Source organism: Psychrobacter vallis (genome assembly GCF_904846715.1).
GTDB classification, from domain to species: Bacteria; Pseudomonadota; Gammaproteobacteria; order Pseudomonadales; family Moraxellaceae; genus Psychrobacter; species Psychrobacter vallis.
Genome location: NZ_CAJHBU010000001.1, coordinates 246,215 through 272,093, shown reverse-complemented (window position 1 = coordinate 272,093; position 25,879 = coordinate 246,215). Strand labels below are relative to the sequence as shown.

21 protein-coding genes are annotated in these 25,879 nt (G+C 44.2%); 11 read left to right on the top strand and 10 right to left on the bottom strand.

Going from position 1 to position 25,879, the window contains the following annotated elements; translation table 11 throughout:
- Positions 1-101: 101 nt before the first annotated feature.
- From JMY02_RS01130 to JMY02_RS01115, 4 genes are all read left to right on the top strand, one after another.
- Positions 102-671 carry a L,D-transpeptidase family protein gene (locus tag JMY02_RS01130; RefSeq protein ID WP_201594326.1) on the top strand — a complete coding sequence of 190 codons (570 nt, stop codon included), beginning with the start codon at positions 102-104 and terminating at the stop codon, positions 669-671.
- Positions 672-1,170: 499 nt separating this feature from the next.
- Positions 1,171-3,768 (top strand): ATP-dependent chaperone ClpB, encoded by a 2,598-nt coding sequence (gene clpB, locus JMY02_RS01125; protein WP_201594324.1) that lies wholly within the window; start codon positions 1,171-1,173, stop codon positions 3,766-3,768.
- 175 nt (positions 3,769-3,943) lie between these two features.
- Complete coding sequence (locus JMY02_RS01120) at positions 3,944-5,194, top strand: PQQ-dependent sugar dehydrogenase (RefSeq protein WP_201594322.1); 1,251 nt, start codon at positions 3,944-3,946, stop codon at positions 5,192-5,194.
- A gap of 173 nt (positions 5,195-5,367) precedes the next feature.
- Positions 5,368-7,011 (top strand): BCCT family transporter, encoded by a 1,644-nt coding sequence (locus tag JMY02_RS01115; protein ID WP_201594320.1) that lies wholly within the window; start codon positions 5,368-5,370, stop codon positions 7,009-7,011.
- Between the two features lie 153 nt (positions 7,012-7,164).
- On the opposite strand, the gene JMY02_RS01110 is transcribed toward JMY02_RS01115, so the two are convergent.
- The 5 genes from JMY02_RS01110 to JMY02_RS01090 form a co-directional block, all read right to left on the bottom strand.
- Positions 7,165-7,533 carry a hypothetical protein gene (locus JMY02_RS01110; RefSeq protein WP_201594318.1) on the bottom strand — a complete coding sequence of 123 codons (369 nt, stop codon included), beginning with the start codon at positions 7,531-7,533 and terminating at the stop codon, positions 7,165-7,167.
- Between the two features lie 217 nt (positions 7,534-7,750).
- Complete coding sequence (locus tag JMY02_RS01105; RefSeq protein ID WP_201594316.1) at positions 7,751-8,107, bottom strand: DUF3144 domain-containing protein; 357 nt, start codon at positions 8,105-8,107, stop codon at positions 7,751-7,753.
- Positions 8,108-8,179: 72 nt separating this feature from the next.
- On the bottom strand, positions 8,180-9,346 hold the full coding sequence (gene metK, locus JMY02_RS01100; RefSeq protein ID WP_201594314.1) for a methionine adenosyltransferase: 1,167 nt from the start codon (positions 9,344-9,346) through the stop codon (positions 8,180-8,182).
- A gap of 603 nt (positions 9,347-9,949) precedes the next feature.
- Entirely contained in the window at positions 9,950-10,645 is a 696-nt protein-coding gene (nth, locus tag JMY02_RS01095) for an endonuclease III (protein WP_201594312.1), read from the bottom strand.
- Between the two features lie 32 nt (positions 10,646-10,677).
- Positions 10,678-11,541: an RnfABCDGE type electron transport complex subunit B gene (locus JMY02_RS01090; protein ID WP_201594310.1), complete on the bottom strand. Its 864-nt coding sequence runs from the start codon at positions 11,539-11,541 to the stop codon at positions 10,678-10,680.
- A gap of 364 nt (positions 11,542-11,905) precedes the next feature.
- Here JMY02_RS01090 and JMY02_RS01085 point away from each other — a divergent pair, with 364 nt between their 5' ends.
- Positions 11,906-12,835, top strand: a complete 930-nt coding sequence (locus JMY02_RS01085) for a DMT family transporter (RefSeq protein ID WP_201594308.1) — start codon at positions 11,906-11,908, stop codon at positions 12,833-12,835.
- Positions 12,836-12,885: 50 nt separating this feature from the next.
- Here the strand turns inward: JMY02_RS01085 and nudC are convergent, their stop codons facing one another.
- From nudC to dnaQ, 3 genes are all read right to left on the bottom strand, one after another.
- Positions 12,886-13,824, bottom strand: coding sequence for an NAD(+) diphosphatase (nudC, locus tag JMY02_RS01080; RefSeq protein WP_201594306.1), 939 nt, complete (start codon positions 13,822-13,824; stop codon positions 12,886-12,888).
- Between the two features lie 148 nt (positions 13,825-13,972).
- The gene (locus JMY02_RS01075) at positions 13,973-15,655 is read right to left on the bottom strand and encodes a hypothetical protein (RefSeq protein ID WP_227678354.1); all 1,683 of its coding nucleotides are present in this window, start codon (positions 15,653-15,655) and stop codon (positions 13,973-13,975) included.
- Positions 15,656-15,821: 166 nt separating this feature from the next.
- Complete coding sequence (gene dnaQ, locus JMY02_RS01070) at positions 15,822-17,426, bottom strand: DNA polymerase III subunit epsilon (RefSeq protein ID WP_201594302.1); 1,605 nt, start codon at positions 17,424-17,426, stop codon at positions 15,822-15,824.
- A 404-nt stretch (positions 17,427-17,830) separates the two neighbouring features.
- Between dnaQ and JMY02_RS01065 the strand changes: the two genes are divergently transcribed.
- Both JMY02_RS01065 and JMY02_RS01060 read left to right on the top strand, forming a co-directional pair.
- Positions 17,831-18,382: a hypothetical protein gene (locus JMY02_RS01065; protein WP_201594300.1), complete on the top strand. Its 552-nt coding sequence runs from the start codon at positions 17,831-17,833 to the stop codon at positions 18,380-18,382.
- Positions 18,383-18,445: 63 nt separating this feature from the next.
- Entirely contained in the window at positions 18,446-18,751 is a 306-nt protein-coding gene (locus tag JMY02_RS01060; protein ID WP_021813805.1) for a hypothetical protein, read from the top strand.
- A 108-nt stretch (positions 18,752-18,859) separates the two neighbouring features.
- On the opposite strand, the gene JMY02_RS01055 is transcribed toward JMY02_RS01060, so the two are convergent.
- Entirely contained in the window at positions 18,860-19,339 is a 480-nt protein-coding gene (locus JMY02_RS01055) for a YkvA family protein (RefSeq protein ID WP_201594298.1), read from the bottom strand.
- 292 nt (positions 19,340-19,631) lie between these two features.
- Here JMY02_RS01055 and JMY02_RS01050 point away from each other — a divergent pair, with 292 nt between their 5' ends.
- Positions 19,632-20,873 (top strand): LD-carboxypeptidase, encoded by a 1,242-nt coding sequence (locus tag JMY02_RS01050; RefSeq protein WP_201594443.1) that lies wholly within the window; start codon positions 19,632-19,634, stop codon positions 20,871-20,873.
- Positions 20,874-20,902: 29 nt separating this feature from the next.
- Here JMY02_RS01050 and JMY02_RS01045 read toward each other — a convergent pair whose 3' ends face one another.
- Entirely contained in the window at positions 20,903-21,901 is a 999-nt protein-coding gene (locus tag JMY02_RS01045; protein ID WP_201594296.1) for a GlxA family transcriptional regulator, read from the bottom strand.
- 293 nt (positions 21,902-22,194) lie between these two features.
- Between JMY02_RS01045 and JMY02_RS01040 the strand changes: the two genes are divergently transcribed.
- From JMY02_RS01040 to JMY02_RS01030, 3 genes are read left to right on the top strand one after another with little or no spacing between them, the layout of a single operon-like run.
- Complete coding sequence (locus JMY02_RS01040) at positions 22,195-24,030, top strand: acyl-CoA dehydrogenase (protein ID WP_201594294.1); 1,836 nt, start codon at positions 22,195-22,197, stop codon at positions 24,028-24,030.
- Positions 24,031-24,052: 22 nt separating this feature from the next.
- A complete protein-coding gene (locus tag JMY02_RS01035; protein WP_201594292.1) occupies positions 24,053-25,060 on the top strand; it encodes an NADP-dependent oxidoreductase in 1,008 nt (335 codons plus the stop codon).
- Positions 25,061-25,063: 3 nt separating this feature from the next.
- Complete coding sequence (locus tag JMY02_RS01030; RefSeq protein ID WP_201594290.1) at positions 25,064-25,846, top strand: SDR family NAD(P)-dependent oxidoreductase; 783 nt, start codon at positions 25,064-25,066, stop codon at positions 25,844-25,846.
- The last annotated feature ends 33 nt before the right edge of the window (positions 25,847-25,879 follow it).

The window sequence follows — 25,879 nt, the reverse complement described above, 5'->3', positions numbered from 1 at the left end:
TCATTAGGGCTTTATTCATTAATTCTGCACAAAGATTGACATAGTGCTTTGCTATATTATGATTCATTGCTATTAAGTATGAGTTATAAGGAGTAAAATCTATGTCATTTCTTCGCAGAGAGTCTCGTAAATACTCAAGCTGGTTTCTCATTGTGATAGGACTGAGCCTTGCGACTATTGTTAGCGCAAGCGCCATTGCTTACATCAAAAATGCCTCAAATACCAAATCTCCCATTCCTAATACGGTCATTATCGATAAAGTTTTCGTTGATAAATCAGAACGTGTGTTGAAGTTATTAAGTCAAGGCGAGGTTGTTAAAACTTATCATATTGCGTTAGGCGATAATCCTATCGGTCATAAGCAGCAAGAAGGCGATGAGCGTACGCCAGTAGGAAACTATACGTTAGATTATAAAAACGAAAATTCTATTGCCCATCGCTCCATTCATATCAGTTATCCCAATGCTACTGATAAAGCAAAGGCACAATCATTAGGCATCAATCCGGGTGGTAATATCATGATTCATGGACAGATGAATGGCTTTGGTCATTTGGCTTGGATTAATCAACGTCGTAATTGGACAGATGGTTGTATTGCGGTCACCAATAGCGAGATGGATGAGATTATGGCAGTAGTGAAGGTAGGCACTGCTATTGAAATAGTTGAGTAAATGTTGTTTAACTTTCTATCACTCAAGTCAATGAAACATTCATACTTGTAGTAAAGTGGGTTTTGTAGATATTCTAACCATACTTAATAGTCAGTATTAAAAAATGTCTGTCAAATATGATGTATCAACTATTATCAAAATTCTTTTAAATCAGTACTCTACGTATGCTTTTCTGTGAAGTAAACCTTTCTTTTTGTTATTCTTTATTTGTTCTCTTGAAATACATTCTTAATGTACCTATTAAAGTTCTATGGTGATATCATCACAATCAGTAAGGTTTTTTGACAGAATCAAAACCTGACTTTCCTGTCATTTGCCACTAAGTCATTATTTATAATTGACAAGTAATTCAGACGAGTTGATATCTTACATATTGCACCCTATATCAAGAACAACTAACAGTGATGGATACGAAATTAGAGCGATAATAAATGCCATAATTTTGGCATCTTATTTTTTGTCAATCAACTAAAAATACTAATTATAAAAGGACACAATCATGAGGTTCGAAAAATTTACCCAAAAACTGCAATCTGCCATTCAAGAAGCACAAAGCCTAGCGTTGGGACGCGATCATACTGGTATTGATCCAGTTCATCTGCTGGCCGTATTGCTACAAGATGAATCCAATTTGTCTATTTGCCAACAAGCGGGTGCTTCTATTCCTGCATTAAAAAACGGCGTGGCAAAGGCATTAAATAATCAAGCAACGATTTCGGAGCCAACAGGCGACGTCAATCTAAACCCAAACTCAGTAAAAATCTTAAACTTAGCGGATCGCCAAGCCCAAAAAGAAGGCGATGATTTTATTGCGACAGAATGGGTGATGTTGGCACTCGCTGAGCAAGGTGAAACCAAGAAGATATTTGAAAGTGCTGGCGTGACGGCAAGCAAACTAAAGACTGTCATCGAGCAATTGCGCGGGGATGATACGGTAAGCAATCAAAATGCCGAAGATCAGCGTGATGCGTTAAATAAATATACGATTAACCTGACTGAGCAGGCGGAGCTTGGCAAACTTGATCCCGTCATTGGTCGTGACGAAGAGATTCGTCGTACCATTCAAGTATTGTCACGTCGCACCAAAAACAACCCTGTACTTATTGGCGAGCCGGGTGTTGGTAAAACGGCTATTATTGAAGGCTTGGCACAAAAAATCATCAATGGTGATGTACCAGAGGGACTACGTCGCAAAGAAGTGTTGTCGTTAGATTTAGGTTCATTGATTGCGGGCGCAAAATTCCGTGGTGAGTTTGAAGAGCGACTCAAAGCGGTACTCAGTGACTTATCAAAGCAAGAAGGCAATGTCATCTTATTCATTGATGAGTTGCACACCTTGGTAGGTGCGGGTAAAGCTGATGGTGCGATGGATGCTGGTAATATGTTAAAACCAGCACTCGCTCGCGGTGAGCTGCACTGCGTCGGCGCGACAACGTTGGATGAATATCGCAAATATATCGAAAAAGATGCAGCGCTTGAGCGTCGATTCCAAAAAGTACTGGTTGACGAGCCAACGGTCGAGGACACCATCGCGATATTGCGTGGTCTCAAAGAGCGTTATGAGTTGCATCATGGGGTTGATATTCAGGACAGCGCGATCATCGCTGCCGCTCGCATGAGCCATCGCTATATTACCGATCGTAAACTGCCGGACAAAGCGATTGATTTGATTGATGAGGCGGCGAGTCGTTTGCGTATGGAAATGGATAGTAAGCCTGAATCATTAGGGAAGCTTGATAGCCGTCTGATTCAACTGAAAATGCAGCGCGAAGTGCTCAAAAATGAAGAAGACGCTGGCGCACAAGCAGAGCGTAAAGTGCTTGACGCGCAAATTGAAGAGCTAGAAAAAGAGTACGCTGATCTCAATGAGATTTGGCAAGCAGAAAAGGCCTTAGTCAAAGGCAGCCAGCAGTTAAAAGACGAGCTGGACAAAGCACGTATTGCTTATGACAAAGCCAGCCGCGAAGGCGATTATGAAACCATGAGTAAGCTGCAATACGAAACCATTCCGCAGTTAGAGCGCCGTATTCATGAGTCTGACTTGGCAGAACAAAAAGAGCAGACCGGCGAAAGCAGTGGCGTAAAACTGTTACGCAATAAAGTCACGGACAATGAAATTGCTGAAGTCGTGGCAGCAGCGACTGGCATTCCAGTCAGTAAAATGATGCAAGGTGAGCGTGACAAAATGCTTGCTATGGAAGAAAAACTCCATGAGCGCGTTATTGGACAGAATGAAGCGGTCGAAGCCGTGGCAAATGCGGTACGTCGTAGTCGGGCGGGCTTGTCTGATCCGAACCGTCCTTCAGGCTCGTTCCTATTTTTAGGGCCTACGGGTGTCGGTAAGACTGAGCTAACCAAATCACTGGCGAATTTCCTATTCGACTCTGAAGATGCGATCGTCCGTATCGACATGAGCGAATACATGGAGAAACACAGCGTCAGTCGTTTGGTGGGTGCGCCTCCAGGTTATGTCGGCTATGAAGAAGGTGGCGCATTAACGGAAGCAGTACGCCGCAAGCCTTATAGCGTTATCTTGTTCGATGAAGTTGAGAAAGCGCACCCTGATGTGTTCAATATCTTATTGCAAGTGTTGGATGATGGGCGTTTGACAGATTCACAAGGCCGAGTGGTCGACTTCAAAAATACCGTCATCATTATGACCAGCAACTTGGGTTCGCATAAAATCCAAGAGATGGTCGGCGAGAGCTACGATGATATTAAAGCAGAGGTCATGGACTCTGTGGGTCAGCATTTCCGCCCAGAGTTTGTCAACCGTATCGATGAGATTGTGGTTTTCCACCCGCTTGGTATGTCGCAGATGGCAGGCATTGCTGATATTCAGTTAAATCGCTTGCGCCAGCGCTTGCATGAGCGTGAGTTGGATATCGAACTCTCAGCCGATGCGATGAATAAGCTGGTGGCAGTTGGTTACGATCCTGTGTATGGTGCGCGTCCACTCAAACGTGCCATTCAGCAAGAGATCGAAAACCCCTTGTCATTGAAGCTATTGGCAGGTGATTTTATTGCTGGCGACATCATCAAAGTCGATGTTGGCTCAGATGATAAGTTGGTTTTTGAAAAACTTAGAATGAGCTAGTAGCCAGTATTAAACGCTAAATAGTGATTTTTATAAATAAGAACCCTTTACTTGCGATAGCAGGTAAGGGGTTTTTGTTTGGCATTTTCGTATTATTTACTTTTTTAACACGTTTATTATGCCATAAATAATTTAAGCTCTAATGACATGAACTTAACACGGATGGAGAGGACAAATGACAATAATCAATACCAGATATAAGAATTCGCCGTTAACCCTACCAATTATTATATCAGCACTGCTGTTTAGTACGGCTGCTTGTTCTAATCAAGCGGTAGTCAATACCAACGCCGATCTCGCAGAGTATAAAGAAAAATCTCCTGCCGCTGCTGCATCAATTGGTACTGAAAAACCTGAATTTACCACCAAGGCCGTGGCTACTTTTTCTGAACCTTGGGCGATGACTGCGCTACCTAAAATAAATGATGAGCCACCAAAATTCCTTGTGACGCAAAAGACAGGTGAGTTATTTATCGTCGATACAGCAACAGGGGCTAAGACAGCGATTACAGGCGTGCCTAACGTTGCTTATGGGGGACAGGGCGGACTTGGCGATGTCGTCATTGCGCCAGATTTTGCCACGTCTAACGCTATTTATATCAGTTATGCAGAGGCGGGCGCAGGCAGCGAGAGTAATGCATTTGGTGCTAAAGTTGTCAAAGCCAAACTTTCAGGATTGAATACCAATGCGCCACGCTTGCAAGAAATTGTACCGATTTGGCAGCAAACACCAAAAGTAAAAGGGCAGGGTCATTATAGTCACCGTTTGCTCTTCTCACCTGATGGACAGTACTTATATATCAGCTCAGGTGATCGTCAACAAAAAGACCCCGCGCAAGACATGACGGTGAATTTGGGTAAAATCATTAGATTAAACACTGATGGTTCAGTGCCAGCAGACAATCCATTTGCGGACAATGGCAATGATCTTGCCGCTCAGTTCTGGACCACAGGCAACCGTAATGTATTGGGTATGGTATTCGATGGTGATGGCAAATTATGGGCGAACGAGATGGGTCCAAGAGGCGGCGATGAGTTTAATCTGATCGAAAAAGGCAATAACTATGGCTGGCCGCTGGTCTCTAATGGGCGTAATTACTCGGGTCTTGATATTCCAGATCATGATACTGCCCCCGAGTTTGTAGCGCCCAAGATTACGTGGACACCTGTCATATCCCCTTCATCGATGAGCCTTTATACTGTGGGTGCGCAGCGCAATTTTCCAGCGTGGCAAGGTAACATGCTTATCGGCGGTTTGTCATCCAAGGCGCTTATCGTCGTTGATACTGCTGCTGACAATACCGCTGATGAGCGTTATCGCTATGATATGGGCGAACGCATTCGCAGTGTATTGGCCGTGGATGGTGAGGTGTGGGTGTTGGAAGATGGCGATAGTGGACGACTGTTAAAGTTGTTACCTAAGTAGTAGAGTCTTAGTATTGTTTTGAGTGACGCGCCTATATACGGTGCGTCACCCATCATATGTAACTTAATTTATCTATATTAAAATAATATGTATATCAAGTTTTATTTTGTAATTAATTGATTGTTAAGACATATTTTGTTAAGGTGACGTTTCTTAAATTTAGGGACTTGCACATGGACAAAGTAAAAGTAGGTAGATTGGGTCCTTTTCCACGGGTAAGTAAGCCTGTGTTTATCACATCGTCGCTGTTGATTTTGGGTTTTATCATTTTTGGCGCATTTTTTACTGAAACCGCAGGGACACTTTTTAGTTTTTTACAAGATTTTATCACCGATAAATTCGGTTGGCTGTTTATTATCTTGGTGAATATGGCTCTTGCACTTTGTATTTACTTAGCAACGAGTCGCTATGGTGATATACGGCTGGGCAATCAAACTGAGCGGCCACAATACAATCTGTTTTCGTGGATTGGTATGTTGTTTTCTGCAGGGATTGGTATTGGCTTGGTTTACTGGGGTACAGCCGAGCCCTTGTATCATTTTATGGCACCGCCGATGGGTGACGCCGAAACAGTTGCGGCAGCCAAGCAGGCGATGAACCTGTCGTTTATGCACTGGGGTTTACATGCTTGGGCCGTTTATACTGTTGTAGCCTTATCGTTAGCCTATTTTCATTTTCGCCGTGGTTTGCCTTTATCGATTCGATCGACGCTTTATCCGTTGATCGGCAAAAGAATCTACGGTCGATGGGGGCACACTGTCGACATCTTAGCAGTATTTGGTACGATGTTTGGTGTGGTCACCTCACTTGGGCTTGGGGTGATGCAAATTAACTCTGGGCTTGAGAAGCTGTTTGGAATATCCAACAGCCTCACTGTGCAATTTGCTTTAATCGCATTCATTACAGCGCTCGCAGCGGCTTCCGTTATGATGGGTTTGGATAAAGGCATTAAACGACTTAGTGATATTAATATTGGCTTTACGATTGTTTTATTAGCGTTCATGGTCGTTTTGGGTCCGACACTTTTTATCTTTGATAGCTTTATTGAAAACATTGGTAATTATCTGACAGTGATTGTATCTCTAGGGACGTGGGGCGAGTCTTATAGTGGGACAGATTGGCAGAGCGGTTGGACGATATTTTATTGGGCATGGTGGGTTAGTTGGGCACCATTCGTCGGTATCTTTATTGCTCGTATCTCTCGTGGCCGTACTATTCGCGAGTTTACGCTCGGGGTATTGCTTATTCCCATGCTGATTTTATTTTTCTGGTTCACGACGTTTGGTGGTGTTGCCATTCATATGGAGCTTGCCTCTGCAGTAACCGGTATTAGCCCAGGACTGGTGGAAGCAGTACAAGCAGATACTGGTAGTGCAATTTTTAAACTGGTGGAATACTATCCATTGGCAAAACCGATCACGCTGTTGATTGTGGTGATGATTATGCTTTGGTTTGTGACATCGTCAGACTCAGCCAGTTTTGTCATTGATATGCTGACCGCTGGTGGTGATACCAACCCACCAAAGATTCAGCGCTTGTTTTGGGCAACGACTGAAGGGGTGATTGCTGCTATTTTGCTGGCAGCTGGCGGGTTATCTGCGCTACAGGCAGCGGCCATTGTCGCAGGACTGCCATTTGCTTTAGTTATTTTTGTGATGATGTACGCATTATTACGTGGTCTGAGTCGTGATCGTCTGATCTTATATCGGGCGCAGCAGGACTTTATTACTGATGAGTCAGCCGATCATAATTCGGCCAACGAATTCGTTGATGAGCATTTACTCAAAGGCCCGCCTAAGATAGTCAAAGGCGACTAAGCATCCTGCGTCTACATGCAAGATGATGAATAAAAAATGAAAACAAAAAATCCTAAGATGCAGAGACATCTTAGGATTTTTTATGACGCTTTCATTGACTCTATTAGATAGATGTAGTATTGATACTTGTTTATCTATGTTACCAACATAGTATTACTGGCATTCGCCTTTTGTATAGCTGACTGCTCCGGTGACATTACAAGCGGAACAGGCATTGCCTACCGTTTGGGTACTTAATCCTGTTGGCGTTTTGACTTTGACGCAGACAGGATCATATTGCATGGTACACATGGTTTTTTCTGAGCTACTAGGAGCACATTGGGTAAAAATACCCGCATCCGTTTTTTGATTTTTAGTAGCGGTGGCATGTTCTGTTTGAATAGGCGTGGTGTCTGGAGTGGGAACATTGACCATACTACTACAGCTTGCCAAGGCCATGGTTAATGGTAGTCCTAATAAAAATGGTTTAAACAATGAGTGTTTGAGTAAAAAAAGCCATGATTTGATTAAAGCGTTGTGCATAATAATATCTCCTTATAGATACAATCCGATAAATTCCCATTATCGACCAGTGGTTTCAACCCTTTTCAACTCTGTCAGTCATCAAGTGGTCTAAAGCTCATAGTAGACTATTCGTAGGCAGTCATCTACCCATTGAATCGCAGTCAACAAAAAACCCAAGTCTCATATTAAAACTTGGGTTTTACAGTATCATTTTTTTATAAGTTAAAAATAGCTATTATTCAGCATTTTTACCTTCTTGATTTAGGTCTACATACTTATCAAAATTTTGCGCATAATCAGTTAAGTTATCACTCAGCATTTGACGATATTGTTTGACATAAAACTCAACGATATCGTCTTTTTCTTTGGCAAAATCGTCGCCTTTGATAAAACCAATAGAAGCAACTGATGCGCTATAACGAGCGGCGGCATACAATAAAGAAGCCCCTACTTGTCCTGAATGGGCGTCAGAACCTAACTGACTGTTTGCGATACCAATGATGGCATCAGCACGTTGATAAAATGCCTGCATTTCAGGGGTAATCTCAATGCTTGTATCAACATTGTTGTCTTGAATATTGTCTTGAGACATAAGCGACTCCTAATAAGTGTCAGTAATTTTCTATGTATAAAGAGGATTTGTAAAAATCTAAAAGTATGTCTCTTATAAACCAGCATCTGCTTTTAAGATCTCAGCTTTGTCTGTTTTTTCCCACGTAAAGGCAGTTTCTGACCCTATACGCCCAAAATGGCCAAAAGTAGCGGTTTGCTGATACATTGGTTGCAGCAAGTTGAGCATACGAGTGATGCCATAAGGACGCAGATCAAAATGGGTGCGAATCAGGCGGATAATCTCATCATTGCTGATTTTATTCGTCCCGAAAGTATTGACTGAGATAGAGGTTGGTTCAGCGACCCCAATAGCATAGCTGACCTGTATTTCACAGCGCTCAGCCAGTCCTGCTGCTACGATATTCTTAGCGACATAACGGACAGCATAAGCAGCACTACGATCCACTTTTGAAGGATCTTTACCACTGAATGCGCCGCCACCGTGACGCGCCATACCGCCGTAAGTATCAACGATGATTTTACGACCAGTCAATCCTGCATCCCCAACAGGACCGCCGATGACGAACTTACCTGTTGGATTGATGTGATAGCGAGTGCCCGCATGTAATAGATCCGCTGGCAGTACTTGTTTGATGATAGATTCCATGATGGCTTCTTGTAAATCGCTTTGCGAGATACTGGGATCATGCTGAGTAGACAATACAACGGCGTCAATCGCCACTGGTTTATTGCCATCATATTTTAGTGTCACTTGCGCCTTTGCATCTGGACGTAACCAAGGCAGCTCTCCTCCACGACGTAACTCAGACTGACGCTCCATCAAGCGATGAGCGAATTCGATAGGGGCGGGCATTAACACTTCAGTTTCATTACTGGCATAGCCGAACATGAGGCCTTGGTCGCCTGCACCTTGTTCTTCAGGATCACTGCGATCGACCCCTTGAGCAATCTCAGGAGATTGCTTGCCCAGCATATTAATCACCGCACAAGTCTCGCCATCAAAGCCTAAGTCTGAATGGTGATAGCCAATGCCGTTTACTGTATCACGCACAATACGCTCAAAGTCGATATTGGCTGTGGTGGTAATTTCACCAGCCAAGACCACTGCACCTGTTTTAACCAAGGTCTCACACGCCACGCGCGCATGTAGGTCTTCACGTAAGATGGCATCAAGTATGGCGTCTGATATTTGGTCAGCCATTTTATCAGGATGGCCTTCGCTCACAGATTCTGAGGTAAATAAATTGTATTCACGCATAATGGGATCGCTTAATTGAATCGATAAGGATAGGAAAAAGCATAACGTTTGAGCGCTGCTTGGATTAATGTTGGCCGTGCAATTATTCACGCGGCAGATAACGGGTGTTGCGAAATTTTGGTAATAATACCCATCTGAAAAATGTCATTTGCCATGTCAAAATCACGCAGCCTACTAAATATATTGCTAGTGCTGACAGTCGTTTTTCTTGCTACTCAGATTTTGGGCAATCGTATAAATCTGAAGCCTGCTTTTCATCATGACACATTAGGCTAAGAGGGCATCTAGTAATTAGCCACGCAATAGGTGACTATCAACTTCACTGATTAGCTTAGATTATAGAGCGTTAAGCCAAAATGAATCCGGAAATACCGTCATCACTATGCCCATTACCTTATTGTAGTCATGGTAATTGTCACAATGTCTAGATATAAAATAGGGTTATTCTACCTCGAAACGCTATAAAACTCTAGTGAGCAGTACTGGCTTTACTACAAGAAATGCTCAACAAAGCATTTGCTATTGTCAAACATCAATGTTTGATGAACGCTTGCTTAGATTGATTATCGGGTTACGACTCTTGGCTGATTATAATGCTAAAAACTATAGCTCCAAGAACTTGGCTTTGTCCTTAAACATACATTCGTCATAAACGGGGCAAGCACCGCACTTGGGTGTGCGAGCTTGACAAGTATAGCGTCCGTGCAAAATAAGATAATGATGGGCATCAACGATGTAGTCTTCTGGGATACGTTCGACCAGCTTATTTTCGACGATTAATACGTTTTTGCCAGTGGCGAGCCCTGTGCGATTGCCCACGCGGAAGATATGGGTGTCGACCGCCATGGTGGGTTGACCAAAGGCGGTATTTAACACCACATTGGCGGTTTTTCGGCCAACGCCCGCCAGCGACTCTAAGTCTTTGCGATTGTCAGGGACAGTGCTGTCAAATTTTTCGATCAAATCGCGGCAGGTTTTGATGACGTTTTTGGCTTTGGCATTGTATAAGCCAATGTTTTTGATATAAGACTTTAGGCCGTCTTCACCCAATGCCAATATTGCCTCAGGCGTATTTGCCACTGGATACAATTGCTGGGTGGCAATATTGACACTCACATCCGTCGCTTGGGCAGACAATATGACGGCGATCAATAACTCAAAATTACTGGCGTAATTGAGTTCAGTGACAGGCTCTTTAATCGTCTCCGCCAACTTCTCAAAGAATGGCCGCACATCACGATTGGGCATTCTTCTGGAGGGCGGCGTGTCGGCTGTTTTGTGTTTGACAGTTTTGCTCATGGTATTTTTACTATTATTTTGGATATTGATGACTATAACTGTAAAAGCTCGGCCTGTAGTGCGTCAAGCTCGGCTTGCTTTTGCTCGTTGGCACGAACGCTTAACTGCTTCTCTAGTTTTTTAATTTTGGTACGCAGCTTGGCCGCCGCAATAGTGTTCTTTGCCTGAGCTTCACTGATAGTGAGAGATTGGCTGGCAGCATTATTCAGTTTTGCCTCTACCATGCTGACCACAGGTCTACTGTTACTGCTATCAGCAAGCTGCTCGGTTACACGTCTTAAATGCGTGTGATAGCGCTGTCTTAAATCTTCTTGCTCAGTGCTACGTTCAGATACAGAAAGCTCACGCTCTATCGTAACCAAATCGATGCAATCAACTGGGCAGGGGGCGATGCACAGTTCACAGCCAGTACAGAGGTCAGTGAAAATAGTATGCATGTGTTTGCCAGTGCCGACGATGGCATCGACTGGACAAGCAGGAATACATTTGGTACAGCCGATACAGTCATCTTCGCGGATAATAGCGCGTACTTCTGTCGGTCGTCCAGAGCTGATATCTGTTGACCACTGTGACGGTGCCGCCTTAAGTATAATTTTATTAGTGTTTGGTTCAATAATCTGAGCGATAGCGTCAGTGACTGGTTGACCACCAGGGACGCACTTATTATAGGGCTCACTATCTAGCACAATAGCAGCGGCGTACGGCAAACAGCCATCTGGATGCTCGCAAAGACCGCACTGTGTTTGCGGTAGGCAAGCATCGATACGTGAGATTTTTGCTTGTATATCAGCAGGCAGTGTCTCGATATGTAAGGTATCGAACAATATAGGCAGATTAACTAAGCGTGTTTGCTCAATACTTGACGCTGCTTGGACGTGGTGGTCGGTCTGGGACATGGTACTACAGGCCTTAATATCGGTCATTGCTTATATCTGTCAATAATAAGACAGACAATTAACTATTTATTGGGTATTTTATAGGCATATCATAGGTTTATTTATCGATGTTATACGTTCAATGATAAAAACCTAACCATGATGAGTGCCCTTGTGCTGCGAAAGGTTAACACATTTATAGTGAATCCTAAATAAAAAAGGCACAACCATTATAAGGCAGTTGCTATGGCAAATCGTCTGATGCGATTAAGGGCTGCGCATCAACATTGGAACTAAATCCCAGACCCACACGCCTTATTTGCTCATATTGTATTCAAGTTATATATACTGGTGCTCATCTTTTCGCAAGTTTTTTGGAGGCAATATGGGCCGTTCAGCAAATACCAATGCAGTACTGTGTTTGCTATTATGCACGTTTTTTTGGGGCGCAAGTTTCCCCGTTGGCAAACATGCCCTAGGGGAAGTCCATGCCTTAACCTTGGTCGTGTGGCGTTTTAGCATTGCCGCCGTGTGTCTGTATCTCTATGCAAAATACAAACATATGCCAATGCCAAATCTCACACAAAGACAATGGGCGTGGGCTATTGGAGTGTCCATTATCGGTGTCGGCGGTTTAAACTTGGGTTTGTTTACGGGCTTGGCACAGACCAATGCCAACAATGGTGCGTTGATTATGGCGCTCAGTCCGTTGGTGACTTCTTTGATTGGCTCTGTGGCGCAGCGGACACTTCCTACGAGGGGCGCGCTTTTTAGTCTGGTCGTTTGTCTCTCTGGGGTGCTGCTGGTACTGACTGATGGCGCATTTGCAAAACTGCTGGGATTTAAGTTCAACCACGGCGATCAGATGATTTTTTTAGGGATGCTGTGCTGGAGTCTGTATACCCATTTAACCCAAGGAATCAGTCGATGGATGCCGATGATTCCTTATACCTTGGTCGGTATGCTATCAGGTCTTGGAGTAATCTCGATTATGCTACTGTTTAGTGCAGAAGTGCATCCACTACAGGAGAGCTTGGCTATCAGCCGCAGTGTCTTTGGTGACTTGATATTTATTGGCATCTTTGGGACTGTGGGCGGCTATCTACTTTGGATTTCTGGCGTTAAGCAATTGGGCGCTGCCAATGCCTCTTTGTTTTTTAATTTTGTGCCAGTGTTTGCCGCGATCACAGCCTTTGCTTACGGTCAGCAACTAACGGCTTTGCAGTTGTTAGGCATGGTTATTGTAATTGCTGGCTTATTGATACCCAAATTAGTGAAATGGCAGCAGCAGCGTTTGACGGTACGTAATGTCTAAGATGAGCCGCATTAGGCGCTAATATGTTTTGATATTAGGGCATGTCGATTTCACAATAAAACGCCTTGCTCTTTGGCAATCTGATCGATTAACTCTCGAGCGATACTGCCTTTTGGTGGTATTTTGGGCAGGTTTGAGAGGTCAAAAAAGTCAGCGTGCGACAGCTCATCTTCTTGAATAATGATATCACCGCTGGCGTAAGACGCTCGAAAGCCAAGCATTAAATTCGAAGGAAAAGGCCACGGTTGACTGCTTACATAGCGGATATCTTTAAGACTGATATTCACTTCTTCTGCTACCTCACGCACGACCGCGTGTTCTAAGCTTTCACCCACTTCGACGAAACCGGCAATCAAACCATACATTAATGGCAGTTTTTGCTCCCCGTAACGATGATGATGTGCCAATAAAATTTGCATCTCTCCTGTTTGCGGATTGGGGCGGGTGACAGCAGTAATGACGCAAGGCTGGACACGAGGGTATTGCCGCAATCGGCATACTGGACAGACCATGGCACGCTCATCTGTTTCGGCATGGACGGCAGGCGCGGCACAGCGACTACAAAACTGCGTATCTGCCTGCCAACGCAATAACTGTATGGCTTGGCTAATTTGAGTAGACAGTGCGGCAGGCAGCTGAGGGATAAGTTGTCGATAAGGAACAAAGGCATTACCGCTGGTCTCAGCGATAATAGGCAGGATCACGTCATGAACGATTGCGTAATCATAGGTCATAGCACTGGTAGCTTGAGCCGTAAAGCCATTATTATCGGTAAGGTCATGGGCAACGTCTGGTAAGCTGTCAGATAGCCAATGACTGGGCGCTAGGCTTTCGAGTAGCGTTACATGACCAATCTGATAAGCTTGCTGGCAGGTGCTATCGTCTGAGGTTGAACTGGACTCGGGCAATTGAACCTGTAATGGCCACCAGCCGTCAGGCATTTGACGGCATAGTAGGGTGTCATCACTAAATACAAAAGCATGAGTCATATATAAAATTCCAAAACATCAAAAACAAGTTTGTAGTGCGTAACATACAAACTTGCTGAAAGGTGAGATAAGTAAACTAACAACGATAGCAGCAAAGAGCTGACCACAAAAATAACGTTAGCGCCATAGTGGTAAAGCAGCATCCTGATTAGGCAGCGAGGAGATGGCTCAGGCTCTGCTGACCAATATCAAGTGCTTGCTTGCTAACAGGACGATTGTTCTCAAAACCATCTAGATGATAGTCGACAGCCATAATGACATCTGCAATACAGGCAAGCGTATCATCTTCTATACGTCGACCGTTTTTGATTTGCTGTTCAATATAGTGGGCTAATTGACTCAGCATGCTGGCTGGTGTTGGCAGCTGCAAGAAACGCACCGCTCCTGCCACTTGGCGCATCATCTCAGGTATATTTTGAATGTTGAGCATATCTCGCTCTGGCTCAGCCAAATAGTCGTTGATCGCTTGCTCGGCACTGGCAATGGCGGTACGACTTTCTTGTATCAAAGTGTCATTGGCAGTATTGAGCTGATGTAATGAGATATGAGGGTTATTCAATGGCAAGTAAATCGCCCCAGGTGTGTGCATTTCTGCCATAGCGATGGTGGCATTTTCTGCTTGCATTAATGCCAGTAACAAATGATCAAAATCCTCAGGCGATGGCGCAGTCCAACGTTTGACAGCATCTGCTGCTGTGATAAGGCTGTTGGCAGCATGTACCAAACCCAGTAAGCGCATTGCCGAGCTTAAGACAGTGAGCTCTTCAATAATTTGTGTCGTCTGCATGTTAATAGGATTGAGTGAATCACCACGCGCGTAGCTGTCTACGTGCTCTTTTATCGCGTTAATTTGGGTCTGAATAATGGTGTGCAATGTATCGGTAAGCGCACGATTAGGGCCGAACAAGAAACGCTTCATTTGTTCAATTTGCGGACTTTCTAAATGATTACTTGCGTATTGTTCCCGCAGTTTTTGTGCTTCTTCGTTGTCACGCTGGCACGCAAAACTGACCAAATCTGCAAAACGCTTATCCATCACGGGTAAGTAGCTTTGGAACTGCTGCTCTAAATAGATGAGAGTGTGTTTTTGGCTAAGATTCAGCGGTAGGACAGTCGCAATATCGGTGACAGCCGCATTGGCCGCCTGCCAAAATAAGCTGCTGTTATTTGCCGCTATCAAAGCACAGGCGGCACTCATGGCATTAAGTTTTTGCTGATCATCTGGGCTGATGTGACCATCTCGATGAAGCAGAGCAACACCAAGACCACTACGATAAGCATAGGTCAATAGATCACTATCAAGATTGAGCGACGTGAGTGGTTCGAAGTTTTTTTCAGGATTGGCAATGATGACACTACTACTGCCAAAGGTAGAAAAATACTCTGCGGTGATGGGCGTCTCTTGTCCATGCGCATTTAGCTTGTTAATAACAGGTAATAATAAGGTTGGCTCGACCGACTCAGTCAATAAGACAAACTCGACATAGCGATCCAGCGTCATGATAGCTTCTGATAAGTCCATGATTAATTTGGTATCGTTATTATCACCATTATCATAAAGGCGCTGGAGACTATGAACGATAGCGTTACATAAAACCTCGGCACCGACCAAAGCAATCAGCTTAAAGATACGAGACAGCTGCTTTAATACGATAATAGAGTCTAATAATAAAGGTGCTTGACTGTTATCATCATTGAACTCGCTCAGATGAATCTCAGTGTCTTTTAGGGTCACTATGATTTCATCATGCAACAAATGTAGTGATGGCAGATTAAAATCAGTAACACTAAGCGTTGGGGCGGTTAACTTTATTTGCGCAGGTTGGTCCATAGGTATTTTTTCCATAAGGTACTGATGAGAATGGCGATGGTTTCAATGAGGTTTAAAAAAGCATTTATTAGTGATGTTTTAACGCTTATTGCAGCAATAATCAAGCCTATATTATACAAATATCCATATCATAAGCTATTTAAATGATATCCCGTTCAAAGGATATCTATAGGTTGGCTTTGAGCTCAGGGTAATCTGCTTCAAGCGAGGTGTACCAGTGGTGATTGGCTTCCTCATCCACGGATGACGCTAATAATAAAGCCGCTAGATTGGCAAAACTGGCATGGGCGGTCTGTTTGCCGTCCGTCTGTGCGTCTTCTTCGATGGCAAGTGTGACTTGTCCACCAGTCATTGCCAAATATACTTCAGCCAAAATCTCTGAGTCAAGTAAGGCACCATGGAAGGTACGATCTTGTTTACCCACGTTTAGACGACGCACTAACGCATCTAGGGTGTTTTTCTGTCCAGGATATTGCTGTTTTGCCATGACCAGCGAGTCAGTCACTTGTACGCGTTCGGCAAAGTCATTTAGACCGACTTTGGCAAATTCCATATTTAAGAAGTTCATGTCGAACGAGGCATTGTGAGCGATAATTTCAGCGCCGTCCATAAAGTCATACAAAAAATGAGCGACTTGATCGAATGTTGGCTTGTCCGTTAAAAACGCCTCAGAGATGCCATGAATGCGAATAACCTCATCATCCATGCCGCGCTGAGGATTGATATAGACGTGCAGCTTTTCGCCAGTAAATTTGCGTCCGATCATCTCGACAATACCAACTTCAATAATACGGTCGCCTTTTAGGGCATCAAGCCCCGTGGTCTCTGTATCCATAATGAGTTGGCGGTCGGCTTCATGACGATGTATTGGCTTAGGCAGCATTGGTTTGAAATGTGGATTGGCACGGCTGGTATCGCCATCGAATTTAGCGACATCAGCGACAATCTCTGGCGTATCACTATTTTCGATTGTCTCAATCATGGGCGCGTGGGCGTCTAGCATATCTGGGGTACTCACTGGTTTGGGTGCATTGTCTTGATAGTTCGTGGCCTTTACAAGAGCATCATCATTCATTATACGTTCTTCATGACTGTCATGGGCTAGTAACTCATCTTCTGACACGTCTTCATCTGGTTCATCATCATCCATGTCAAGCCCTAGTGGGTCAAAACTTAACCAATCATCATTAGCGGTTGCTGATTTATCAGTCGTTATGGTCTGTTTTTTTTTAGATATGTCTTGTGCAGATGTCGTTGATAACCCCTCACTGCTGGAGGTCACCCCTAAGTTTGCCAGCTCGTCGGCTTTTTCATTGCCAGCATGTCCAGCATGACCTTTAACCCAGTGCCAATCAACATCACGCTGTTGACACAGTTTATCCAATTGTTGCCACAGGTCTTGATTGGCGACGGGTTTTTTACTGGCTGTTTTCCAGCCTCTTTTTTTCCAGCCCTCAATCCATTCGGTGATGCCTTTTTTGACATAACTTGAGTCAGTCCAAATCTCGAGCTTTTGTGTCAGTGGGCTGTGTGTCAATGCTTGTATCGCACCCATCAGCTCCATACGGTTGTTGGTCGTCTCTTTTTCACCACCATACAAATCCTGCGTATGACCATCGCTAAAGATAAGATGCGCGCCCCAACCACCAGCACCAGGATTGCCTTTGCAGGCACCGTCCGTATAGGCAACTGTCGTATTTGGTTTGGCTGTCAACGGATTGATCGCGTTGTTTTTATTGAATGGCTGCGCTGAGGAGTGATTGTCTGACATAAAAACGTATTGGCCTGATAAATGATAAACGTGAGGTCGCGCAAAGGGATTTTGTTAACATGATTTTAATACTGACAACCCCTTTATATGCGGGCTTGAGTATAACAAATCTGTCGTTGCTATGGGCAGCTTTGGCGCACGAAAATGCAAAACTCTTGCGCGCTTTCTATATGGCAATAGTAACGGGCTGGTTTTCTGTTAAAATAGAGCAGGTGGCTAACAAGCAGCTAAAAGTTAACTAAGAGATGTCTGTCTTTTAGTGTCATTAATATGAGCAAGATCGGCGCATTGCTTGCGTCCCAATGCTATCACCATAGTGCTAAATAGCAGTTTTGCTGATAAGCGATGTGATGACAGCGTTCTTAACCAAATCTTTTAACGCATGAATGCAGGATAACCCTATTATGTCCTTATGCCCAAACGTTTTTTCTAAAAGAGTGACAAAGCTGTTGGTTGGTATAGTGGTGAGTAGTGCGCTATGGTTGACCGCTTGTAATGACAGTCATATGCAAACAAATCCAGTCGTAGCTGAAACGACAGACCTGTCGGTTTTTGAAGGGTGTTATACGGTCAGTAGTGATGAGCCTGCTCAAATAAAAGTCAGTCAACAAGAGGGCTCGTGGGTGATGCAAATGAAAGAACCCGCAAGTGCCAAGCGCATCTGGGATAATCCTGAGCCATTAGAGATGATTGAGAACAGTGAAATACCGCAGTTTTTCTCTATCGATCCAGACAATGTCGATGCCGTTATTGGGCGTCCTGATAGAGTGCTGGTGCTGGCTCATGTCAAACCCGTTTATGCCAATATCGATCCGCTACTAGATAGCGAGTATTTGTCTCATATTTATCGCGGTGCCAATACGATCTATCGTGTGGAATGCGACGAGGTCAATACTGATATTTTGGCCAATCCGCATGCCAATATTGTTATTGATAACGTTAATGAGAGTATTTAAAAAACGTCATTTATTATCAAATATCCGCTGTTATAAACCGTTGGATTATTAGAGTTAGGCAATATGAATTTTTTTAGTTATGTGGTATTAGGTGGTTTTTCTTATGCAGCGGGTTGGGCAATAAGAACGTATATATTGGATAAAAAACCTGAACCTGAGCAGCCTTATAATCTTAAGCATCCGACTATTTTGGCGTATTTAGGCGGGTTTCTTATTATTATGCTGATAATCTCTTGGTTAATCAGTCGTTATTTATTAGGGCATGCGTCGCTTGATTTGCCTTTTATTGTTATTAACAGCCTCGTTGCGACCTTTGTATATTCGTTCGGTCTTAATCCCGAAAAGGCTCGTTATGATGTACCGGATTGAAGCGTGTTAGTAGATGGACTAGCAACAAAAAAGCCACGACCAGTTCTTATGTGAACGGTCGTGGCTTTTTCGAGACTGCTGTTTTCTGAGCGGTTAATACATTAGCAGTTACGAGGCCTTTTTGAGGTCGGTAGTGTTTTGATCACTCTCTTTCTTATCAGTGTTAGTCTGCTCGTTACTGATTTTATCCGTGTTTTCCTTAGCCTCTAACTTACTCTGAGCATCCGATTGCTCTTGCTTCCATGCTTTGTATTTTTGTAGATCTTTTCGAGCCTGCCTTAAGCAAAATTTCAGTACGAGGGCGTCGTCGATGTAACCAATGAATGGAATGGAGTCGGGGATAAAGTCAATGGGGTTTAGCGTATAGATCGCGCCAACCACGCCAGCTGAGATAGTTTTAAACGGAACCTTACGGTAATCACCTTTGTAATAGTCTTTGATAAGACTCATAAACAGCATCAAATCATCGCTAAAAGGTTCAAGATAGCTATTGTCTTCTAATTTTTCTTTGAGCTTATCTTCTTTGCCTATCAGGTGTTTTAAATTGGAGACAAGTTCGTCGTGTTTATCAGTTTTTTTGTTAAACATAGTTATTATCCTTACTTTTTGGCGATGAATATATATCTAGAGTAACAAACATAAGAGCGTCGTATTGTGTGTCTAGGTAGCGAAAAAGTAAAGATGGGTAAAGGTTAGGCAACTTAGCGAGTGATCAGATGCGCTACAATACGGGTGCGTAATAATGCGTGTACCTGACAATGTGCTTACGCCTAACGCACTGTTTCAAAGCAGATCAATAACAAATATAAAAATATATAGGTAGTAGTAAAGCATGGGTTCAAAAGCACCATTGATACAGCAAACCATAAATACCAAAAATATGCAGTCAAAGACAGAGGCGACAATCAGTACTGGTTTAAACCGGCGGCAGTTCTTGCACCGTATAGGTGTCAGCGCGAGTACGGCAGCATTAGCGGCGCAAGGCATTTCTCAGGTTTTTGCCGCCAGCCCTAGCGACTATAGTGATAACAACCTACAAGTCACCAAGGACGATTTACCAACCGCATTATTGGATGAGCAGTTCTCAGCGCAAACAGCGCTCGCGCAAACCGGTTGTATCACGCCGACCATCGAGACACGGATTTTTGCCAGCTCGAATGTCGGGGGCAGTGGTGAGCGCAATCAATTGGCATTAGATCGTCTGGCTTGCGCTGGTTTTAAAATAGACAACCCGTTGATTACCAATCGGCAGTATTTGCGCTTTGCAGGTACGGATTCACAGCGTGCGAGTGATTTGCAAAACATCGCTACTGGCGCTATAGCAGCACCTAAGGTACTGCTGGGTGTACGTGGTGGCTATGGAGCAATGCGTTTATTGCCTATGGTTGATTGGCCAACGCTTGGACGTATCATGAAGGAGCGCGGCACGATACTCGCAGGTTTTAGTGATGTAACGGCTATTCAGTGTGCGCTACTGGCAAAAGGCGATATGAGCTCGCTTGCCGCGCCCATGCTTTATAGCGAGTTTGGCAAAATCAAACCAGATCAAGTGACTTGCCAACAATTTGCTGAAGCGCTGAGCAATCCTAATCTCACCATTAACATACAAGATGCATCGCTGACCAGTCCAAATTTACCCAATATTCTATCAAATACTGAGTCAAAAACTTTAACAGGCACTATCTGGGGTGGCAATCTGAGCGTGGTATCCGCGCTGGCAGGTAGTGAGTATTTACCGCGCATTGACGGTGGTATTGTGTTTTTAGAAGATGTGGGTGAGCAGGCTTATCGTATTGAGCGCATGTTGTATGATTTGTATCTGGCAGGCGTGTTTAAGGGTCAGCAAGCGATTGTGTTTGGCGCATTGTCTGGTGCAGGGGAGGACAGTTATGATAAACGTTATGATGTTGCCACCGTTATTCGGCAATTACATGAGCTGACAGGATTGCCGATTTATAGTGGCATGCGCTTTGGTCATATTGGGGAGAAGCATAGCTTTCCACTGGGCGCGACTTGTCAGATAAGGCCAAATACTAGCGGCGGTTATCAATTGGCATTTACGGATTATCCCACTATTAAGGCGGATGCCATGCATGTGGAAGGGTTGTGGCAAAACCTTTAGCCATCAGAGCAAGCAGCAATAAAGAAAGCCTAAATCGCCAATCGCGAAAATTTATCTTGATACTCTTTGGGCGTCAGCTCAGTGGCACGCTTAAACAAGCGGGTAAACGAAGAGAGGTCATCGTAGCCAACCTTATCCGCCAGCGATTTAATGGTCACATCGCCTGATTCCAATAAACGCTTTGCCTGTTCGATTCTGACCGCTTGAATATACTCAATCGGACGCATGGCAACAGCGGCTTGAAAGCGTCTGTTTAACGTACGCGGTGTGATATTGACCATGGTAGCTAAGTGGTTCACTTGAATAGACTGATTAAAATTTTCTTCAATGAATTCTTGTACTTGCTTGACCAGTTGATCTGCATGCGGTTTGTGCAACGTCACGTTGGTATAACTGTTTTGATTGCCTCTTTTACTATCGATAATCTGAGTTTTTGCCACTTGCGTAGAAATCTCACGCCCGCAATATCGTTCTATCAATAACAATCCCAAGTCATAAAACGCACTCCCGCCTGCAGCACAAAATATATTGCCCGATTGGGTAACAAATTGATTTTCCTGTAAATCAACGAGTGGAAAATCTGTCTTAAACTTACTCGCATACCCCCAGTGTGTCGTGGCTATCTTGCCGTCTAGCAGTCCTGCTTTTGCCAAAAAGAAAGCCCCGCTACAATTACTGGCGATATCCGCTTTGGTATTCGCCAGTCGTTTTAAATGCGGCAACAAATCACTGTTTTGCCTCAATACCTTATCAATTGAATCGCCAATGGTTGGGATTAATAGTAGGTCGCATTCTGTCACCTCTCGAATATCGCAGTGTGCTTGCATGATTAATCGATTGCTACAGCGAATATCAACCCCGCCTAGGCTCGCTATCTGTACATTAAATCTAGGCGCTACCGCCTCATCCAAAAATCGCTGCCAGCTGACACCAGTAAACGAAAATAAGTCCAATGCACCAGCAAGCACACTGCCAAGCACACCATTGAAACCCAAAATAATGACTTTAAACGGTTTTAATTGAGACATGAGTCTTTGTTTTCCTTCATTGCTTGCCAATACTATAGCTAAATTAATATAAAAAAATACAGTGAGACTGGGATAAATTTTTTGTAGCATCAAGCTGCAAAGGCACAGCAAGCAAGAAAATTTTGTCCCCGTCTCGCGTCATAATGTCTGGTATCCATTTTATTCAGAATCGATAGTATGTCTTATTTGACCATAATTATGTCATAAATGACAATACGACAACGCGTGAAATTGGCTTAGTATCTATTGATAACCAATTTTAATTTGTCAACGATAATACTAGTGAGAACACTATGGCAACAGATACGCTGATCAACGACTTTGAATTACCCTTTCAGTTGTATGATGTTTTAGATACCGAGGCGCTAACGAAACATCCAAAATTTGCAGAACACAGCCGTGACACATTTGATGCGGTATTAGACACAGCAGATAAGATCGCCACCAATTTGTTTTTACCTCACAACCACTTGGCGGATAAAAATGAGCCACAGTTCGATGGCAAAAAAGTGAGCATGATAGACGATGTAAAAGTCGCTTTTGATGCCTTTCGCGAATCAGGTTTTATTGCGGGTCGTTATAGTTTCGAAGACGGCGGTATGCAGCTGCCTGAGACTGTGATGACGGCCGTGGCAGGCTATTTTATGGCAGCCAATCCATCCACCACTGCTTATCCGTTTTTGACCACGGCTGCGATTAATGTTATCTCACATTTTGCCAGTGATGAGATTAAAAATGCCTTTATGCCGCGCATGCTAACGGGTGAGTTTACGGGAACGATGGCATTAACTGAGCCACATGCAGGCTCGTCGCTGGCTGATATCAAAACCACTGCCGTCAAACAAGCGGATGGTGCGTACCGAGTCAAAGGTAGTAAGATTTATATCTCAGGGGGCGATCATGAGCTGTCTGACAACATCGTCCATTTGGTCTTGGCCAAAATCCCAGGCGGTCCGGGCGGCGTCAAAGGCATCTCTTTATTTGCGGTGCCAAAGTACCGATTAAACGATGACTTATCGATTGGCGAGCGCAATGATGTGCATTTGACAGGACTGATTCATAAGCTGGGCTATCGAGGTGCGACTTCTACCGCACTCAGCTTTGGTGATGCTGGCGAGTGTCATGGTTATCTGATCGGGGAAGCGCATTTTGGTTTGCGCTATATGTTTAAAATGATGAATGAGGCACGTATTGCCGTGGGCTTTGGCGCGGCAATGATTGGTTATCGTGGCTATCAGTATTCGCTCGATTATGCCAAAGACCGAACCCAAGGCCGAATCGCACCCAACAACAAACCTGAAGATGACGCTACTGCCATTATTCAACACGGCGACGTTAAGCGGATGCTGCTGGCACAAAAAGCCTATGCTGAGGGCGGCATCTCGTTGTGTTTATACGGCTCAAACCTGCTTGATCGTATCAACACTTGTGAAGATGCCACCCTAAAAAATGAGCTGTCAGAATTGTTAGATTTGCTAACGCCTGTCTTAAAAGCGTGGCCGTCTGAATATGGCCCTAAAGCCAATGATTTAGGTATTCAAGTCTTGGGCGGTGCTGGCTACACGCGTGAGTATCATGCCGAGCAGTTTTGGCGTGACAATCGCCTCAATCCTATCCACGAAGGTACAAATGGCGTACAGGCATTAGATTTGTCATTTCGTAAGTTATGGCAAAACAAGGGTTTGGGTATTCAGATTTTAAAACGAGAAATCACCCAAGATTTAGAAAACATTACCACACCGCAGACCGCTAAATTGGCAGGTAAGTTGACGCCTTATATGGCGCATTTACATGAAGTATTGGTACATTTAAGCAAAGTTCTACAAACAGAAAAAGCCGTGACGCTTACTGGTAACGCGCAAGCATTGATGAATATATTTGCCTCGATAGTCGTGGGTTGGATTTGGATTCGTCAGGCCAGCAAAGCAGAACAGTTGCTAGGCAAAATCAAAGAGAGTGGCTCACAAAACAGCAGTTTACAAAATGACGATAAGCAAAATTTCTATCAAGGCAAAATACAAGCCGCGAAGTACTTTATCGATTGGGAATTACCGTTAATCAACCGCGATATTGAATTACTCACCAACACCAACTCGGTTTGCACAGACATGCAAGCTGAGTGGTTCTAATGACAACTCTAAGGAAAGAAAAATGACAACGATGAATAAGCAATGGCGACTTAAAGCAAGACCTGTTGGCGAACCAAGTGCTGATACTTGGGATTATACCGAGACAGAACTACCGACAATAACCGACGGTCAGTTGTTGATTAGAATTGATTATATCTCTATCGATCCAGCGATGCGTGGTTGGTTGAATGATGCTAAATCCTACATCGAACCTGTACAGATTGGCGATGTCATGCGTGCCGGTACGGTGGGCGAGGTGATTGAAAGTAAGCATGAAAAATTTGCCGTCGGTGACTATGTGGCGGGTCACAATGGCGTACAGTCATATGCCGTTAGTGATGGTACAGGTCTGCATAAAGTCGATCCAAACTTAGCACCGCTGTCTTATTACTTGGGCGTCTTGGGTATGCCGGGCATGACAGGGTATTTTGGCTTACTAAAAACCGGTGAGCCAAAAGCGGGCGAGACTGTTGTCGTGTCTGGCGCGGCGGGTGCCGTTGGTGGTTTGGTCGGTCAAATCGCCAAAATCAAAGGCTGCCGCGTTGTCGGTATTGCTGGCGGTGCTGAGAAATGCAAATTCTTAATCGATGAACTTGGTTTTGATGCGACCATCGATTATAAAAATGAAGATGTAAAAAAAGCTCTAAAGAAAACCTGTCCAGATGGCGTCGATGTCTATTTTGACAACGTGGGCGGCGATATCTTAAATGACGTACTTACCCAGATTAATCTGCGCGCGCGTATCGTCATTTGCGGTGCGATTAGTCAATATAACAACACCACAGCAGTAAAAGGCCCATCGAACTATCTGTCGCTCTTGGTCAATCGTGCGCGTATGGAAGGCATCGTAGTGTTTGATAACATCAAAGAGTACCCAATCGCAATGAAAGAGATTGCAGAATGGATTGAGTCAGGCGATATTAAAGTCAAAGATCACATTGTTGAGGGTATTGAGACCTTCCCTGATACCTTGATGATGCTTTTTAAAGGTGAAAATTTCGGCAAACTGGTACTTAAGGTAGAGGGATAGAATATGACACTGAATACAAACGGAATTGCATCAAATGTAACAGGCAAGCGTATTTTAATCACTGGCGGTGCTTCGGGCATTGGTGCCGCCAGTGCGCTACTGCTGGCCAGTCGTGGCGCAAAGGTTGTAATTGGCGATTTGGCAGAAGAGATGGGTGCCGCTGTTGCCAAGCAAGGGCAAGATGCTGGCAACAGTATTACCTTTAAAAAAGTAGATGTCACTAGTGGCGATGAAGTGCGCGCGTTGTTTGCTTTTGCGATGGAGACACTGGGTGGTCTCGATGTGGTGATAAACAATGCAGGTGTCGACCATCAGCCTGCGCCTATGCATGAGCTGAGTGACGATGACTTTGATCGTAATATCGCTGTCAATTTAAAAGGTGTCTGGCACTGTATGCGCGCTGCCGTTACTTGTATGGCTACCAATGGCGGTGGTCATGTGATTAATGTGGCTTCTATCGCAGGTCTGCGTTCAGCGCCTTTATTATCAGCTTATAGTGCGGCTAAGCATGGGGTGATGGGTCTTACTAAGTCTGCTGCCCATGAATACGCTCGCGTAAACATTCGCTTTAATGCCGTATGTCCAAGCTTTATCGATACGCCAATGGTACGCAATACCATGGCAAATATGAACGAGCGCGCGCAGCAAGCCACCATCAAAGCCAGTCCATTGCGCCGATTAGGAGAAGTCGATGAAGTGTCTGGCGCGATTGCATGGCTGGCCAGCGACGAGAGCAGCTTTATGAATGGTCATGCCTTTACTTTGGACGGTGGCATGTTGGCTTAGCTGGCTTAATATATTTTATTAAAACAATTGATA

What these genes read in the sequence shown, in the direction of transcription:
- nth (WP_201594312.1), bottom strand. Translation starts at nt 10,645, where the DNA reads ATGAGCAAAACTGTCAAACACAAAACAGCCGACACGCCGCCCTCCAGA.
- nudC (WP_201594306.1), bottom strand. Translation starts at nt 13,824, where the DNA reads ATGACTCATGCTTTTGTATTTAGTGATGACACCCTACTATGCCGTCAA.
- JMY02_RS01050 (WP_201594443.1), top strand. Translation starts at nt 19,632, where the DNA reads ATGCAGTCAAAGACAGAGGCGACAATCAGTACTGGTTTAAACCGGCGG.
- JMY02_RS01040 (WP_201594294.1), top strand. Translation starts at nt 22,195, where the DNA reads ATGGCAACAGATACGCTGATCAACGACTTTGAATTACCCTTTCAGTTG.
- JMY02_RS01085 (WP_201594308.1), top strand. Translation starts at nt 11,906, where the DNA reads ATGGGCCGTTCAGCAAATACCAATGCAGTACTGTGTTTGCTATTATGC.
- JMY02_RS01120 (WP_201594322.1), top strand. Translation starts at nt 3,944, where the DNA reads ATGACAATAATCAATACCAGATATAAGAATTCGCCGTTAACCCTACCA.
- JMY02_RS01115 (WP_201594320.1), top strand. Translation starts at nt 5,368, where the DNA reads ATGGACAAAGTAAAAGTAGGTAGATTGGGTCCTTTTCCACGGGTAAGT.
- JMY02_RS01105 (WP_201594316.1), bottom strand. Translation starts at nt 8,107, where the DNA reads ATGTCTCAAGACAATATTCAAGACAACAATGTTGATACAAGCATTGAG.
- clpB (WP_201594324.1), top strand. Translation starts at nt 1,171, where the DNA reads ATGAGGTTCGAAAAATTTACCCAAAAACTGCAATCTGCCATTCAAGAA.
- dnaQ (WP_201594302.1), bottom strand. Translation starts at nt 17,426, where the DNA reads ATGTCAGACAATCACTCCTCAGCGCAGCCATTCAATAAAAACAACGCG.
- JMY02_RS01075 (WP_227678354.1), bottom strand. Translation starts at nt 15,655, where the DNA reads ATGGACCAACCTGCGCAAATAAAGTTAACCGCCCCAACGCTTAGTGTT.
- JMY02_RS01030 (WP_201594290.1), top strand. Translation starts at nt 25,064, where the DNA reads ATGACACTGAATACAAACGGAATTGCATCAAATGTAACAGGCAAGCGT.
- JMY02_RS01090 (WP_201594310.1), bottom strand. Translation starts at nt 11,541, where the DNA reads ATGTCCCAGACCGACCACCACGTCCAAGCAGCGTCAAGTATTGAGCAA.
- JMY02_RS01060 (WP_021813805.1), top strand. Translation starts at nt 18,446, where the DNA reads ATGAATTTTTTTAGTTATGTGGTATTAGGTGGTTTTTCTTATGCAGCG.
- JMY02_RS01130 (WP_201594326.1), top strand. Translation starts at nt 102, where the DNA reads ATGTCATTTCTTCGCAGAGAGTCTCGTAAATACTCAAGCTGGTTTCTC.
- JMY02_RS01035 (WP_201594292.1), top strand. Translation starts at nt 24,053, where the DNA reads ATGACAACGATGAATAAGCAATGGCGACTTAAAGCAAGACCTGTTGGC.
- JMY02_RS01110 (WP_201594318.1), bottom strand. Translation starts at nt 7,533, where the DNA reads ATGCACAACGCTTTAATCAAATCATGGCTTTTTTTACTCAAACACTCA.
- metK (WP_201594314.1), bottom strand. Translation starts at nt 9,346, where the DNA reads ATGCGTGAATACAATTTATTTACCTCAGAATCTGTGAGCGAAGGCCAT.
- JMY02_RS01055 (WP_201594298.1), bottom strand. Translation starts at nt 19,339, where the DNA reads ATGTTTAACAAAAAAACTGATAAACACGACGAACTTGTCTCCAATTTA.
- JMY02_RS01065 (WP_201594300.1), top strand. Translation starts at nt 17,831, where the DNA reads ATGTCCTTATGCCCAAACGTTTTTTCTAAAAGAGTGACAAAGCTGTTG.
- JMY02_RS01045 (WP_201594296.1), bottom strand. Translation starts at nt 21,901, where the DNA reads ATGTCTCAATTAAAACCGTTTAAAGTCATTATTTTGGGTTTCAATGGT.